General features: G+C 67.0%; 2 protein-coding genes and 1 pseudogene. 2 read left to right on the forward strand and 1 reads right to left on the reverse strand.

Annotation, left to right across the window (positions count from 1 at the left end; translation table 11 throughout):
• Positions 1-162: 162 nt before the first annotated feature.
• On the reverse strand, positions 163-1,206 hold the full coding sequence (locus tag AC1VAN_RS17425; protein ID WP_480986305.1) for an oxidoreductase: 1,044 nt from the start codon (positions 1,204-1,206) through the stop codon (positions 163-165).
• A 335-nt stretch (positions 1,207-1,541) separates the two neighbouring features.
• Here AC1VAN_RS17425 and AC1VAN_RS17430 point away from each other — a divergent pair.
• Positions 1,542-1,778: pseudogene (locus tag AC1VAN_RS17430) on the forward strand (BON domain-containing protein); the annotation flags it as partial.
• Positions 1,779-1,978: 200 nt separating this feature from the next.
• Positions 1,979-2,794: CHASE3 domain-containing protein (locus tag AC1VAN_RS17435; RefSeq protein ID WP_480986306.1), on the forward strand; the 816-nt coding region annotated here is incomplete at its 3' end.

Below are 2,794 nucleotides of genomic sequence, written 5' to 3' on the forward strand. Positions count from 1 at the left end.
GCGGCATGGATGCCGCGGCCAAGCCCCCAGGGATGGGTTTACGGCGTCCCCCGCAACCGGACCCACCCCGCCATCCCACGGAATGCCCGCTTTTGACGTTGACGTTGACGTTGACGTTGACGTTGACGTTGATTCGGCAGGTGCAGGGCGCAGCCCTGCCGATCACCCCACCTGCACCCGCCGCCCTTCGCGCGCGCTATCCATCCCCGCCTGCAGCAGCCGCATCACCTGCAGCGCCTGCTGCGCGCTGACCGTCGGCTCGCCCTCACCCTGCATCGCCGCCGCGAAGTCGGCATACAGGCGCCGGTAGTCGCCCGGCAGGTTGTCCACGGTGCTGCGCAGGACGTTGTCCTCCGCATCGCAGTGCAGCAGCTCGCCGTGGCGCGGATCGATACCCCATCCCGGCGCACCTGGCGCGATGCCGCGACGCAGCTGCCCCTCCTGCACGTCCAGGCCATGCTTGATCCAACTGGCCCGCGTGCCATGCACGGAAAAACGGGGGGCAGGCGCAGCGACCAGTGAACCGGCATGCACGATCGCACGATGGCGTGGGTAGTGAAGCACCGCATGGAAATAGTCGATACCAGCGCCGCCTTCGCGCTGCACCGCAAGGTCCGCATCGATCGCCTGCGGACAGCCGAACAGCACCAGCATCTGGTCCAGCAGGTGTGGCCCCAGGTCGTACCACAGGCCGCTGCCCGGTCCGTCCTGCTCGCGCCAGCGTTCGCGCACCTGCGGACGGTAGYGGTCGAAATGTGCGTGGCATTCGGCGATGTCACCGAGCGTGCCGTCGGCAAGCAGCGCCCGCAGGGTCAGGAAGTCCGCATCGAACCGCCGGTTCTGGAACACGGTAGCGATGCGTCCAGCATCGCGCGCTGCGGCCAGCACCTGTTCGGCTTCGCGCACGCTCACGGCGAACGGTTTGTCCACCAGCACATGCTTGCCGGCGGCCAGCGCGGCGATGGCCAATGGCGCGTGCTGTTCGTTCGGCGTGGCGATGACCACCGCATCTACTGCCGGGTCATCGAAGACCTCCTGTGCGGTAGCGCGTACGTGGACGTCGCTGAAGGTGCGCAGCAGCGTATCGCGCTGCGAACTGACCACGCTGTGCAGGGCCAGCCCCGGCGTGTGCTGGATCAGCGGGGCGTGGAAGACGCGGCCGGCAAGGCCGTAGCCGATCAGGGCCAGTTGCAGCTCAGGGCGCATGGGAAGACTCCGCGCAGATCGTGAAGTGCAGGACAGGAACCTCAGGGTAAACGAGATGACTACGCGCCCGGAAGCTGAACCATTCCCGCTGCGGGTGCGCCCATTCACGTGAGCGTGACCGCAGCGCCACGCCTGCACTACAAGCACTTGGCGACACTGGGCGTACCAACCAGTAGGAGAACCAAACGATGAGCACCACGACCCGTACGCTGTTGGCTTCCGCCCTCACCCTGGGCCTGGCGCTGTCCTCCTCGGCCGCATTCGCCCAGGACGCCGCAGCGAAGAGCCCGCCGAAAACCGATCATTCGGCGATGACCCATGCAGACCGCCATGATTCCAACGAGCCGGTCACCGACAGCTGGATCACCACCAAGGTCAAGGCCGATCTGCTCGCCAGCAGCAATGTGCCGGGTACCGAAGTAAAGGTGGAGACGGTCAATGGCGTGGTCAGCCTGAGTGGCACCGTTGCCACCAAGGCGGAGCATGACAAGGCCATCGCCACGGCCAAGGGCATCAAGGGCGTGACCCGCGTTGATGCCGCCGCACTGAAGGTCAGTGCCGCCAAGCGTTGATCGACGCCGCAGGTTATCGGCAGGGGCGCTCCCACGGGGGCGCCCCTGTTTTGTGCTGTGGCGCCTGCTCGATACGTGCTGGTGGGCGCCTCGCCGAATGACCCATTGCCCCAGAGATGTGACCGGCTGCGCTATATTGCCGGTTCCGCCGTGGCCGGTCCTGCCCGGATCGCACTCCCCGGCTGAGCTGACGAGGAACTATGGCGCTGGTTTTCAGTGATGACATCTGGGATCGCTGGCGACTGCCTGCTTTGGCACTGGCAGCGGCAGCCATCATCGTGGTCCCGTGGTTGACCCTGCGCAAACTGCAGCAGGACAACGAACTGGCCATGGGCTGGGTGACCCATACCCAGCAGGTGACCGTGGCCCTGCAGCAGCTGCAGACCGACGTGCGCGACATCGAATCTGCTGCGTTGACGCTGTCCAAGGGCGTGGACGCGCCGGGCCTGCGCGAGCGCATGGGCAAGGCCAACGACATCCCCGAGCGTCTGGCCGAACTGGGCCGGATGACCCGCGACAATCCCGACCAGCTGATCCGCATCGGCCGCATCCAGTCGATGCTGGAAGGCCGGCTGGGGGTTGCGCGTGAACTGGCGAAGTCCGAGCCGAACAGCGACCAGCGCGAGCTGGTGCAGGACCTGAGCACGCGCTACCCGATCCGCGGCCTGGTGGAAGAGCTGCAGGCCAGTGAGGAAGCGCTGCTGGCCCAGCGCACCGCGCAGGCGGAGCGACAGAAGCGGCAGACCAACTTCGTGTCGTGGAGCTCGCTGCTGGTGCAGCTGGCACTGCTCGGCCTGGTGCTGTGGCTGCTGCAACGGCAGATCGGCCGCCGCCTGCAGGCAGAGCGGCAGTCGCAGCGCGCGGCGGCACGCGCGGCGTCGGTGCTGCAGACCGTGCGCGAACCGATCGTGCTGCTGGATCGCGAGCTGCGCGTGCAGCTGCACAATCCCGCGTTCTCCGAATTGTACGGGCTGCAGGATGAGCGCGCCGACGGCCTGCTGCTGGAAGACGTAGGC

The sequence above is a fragment of the Stenotrophomonas sp. 05L44_2 genome (assembly GCF_056665995.1).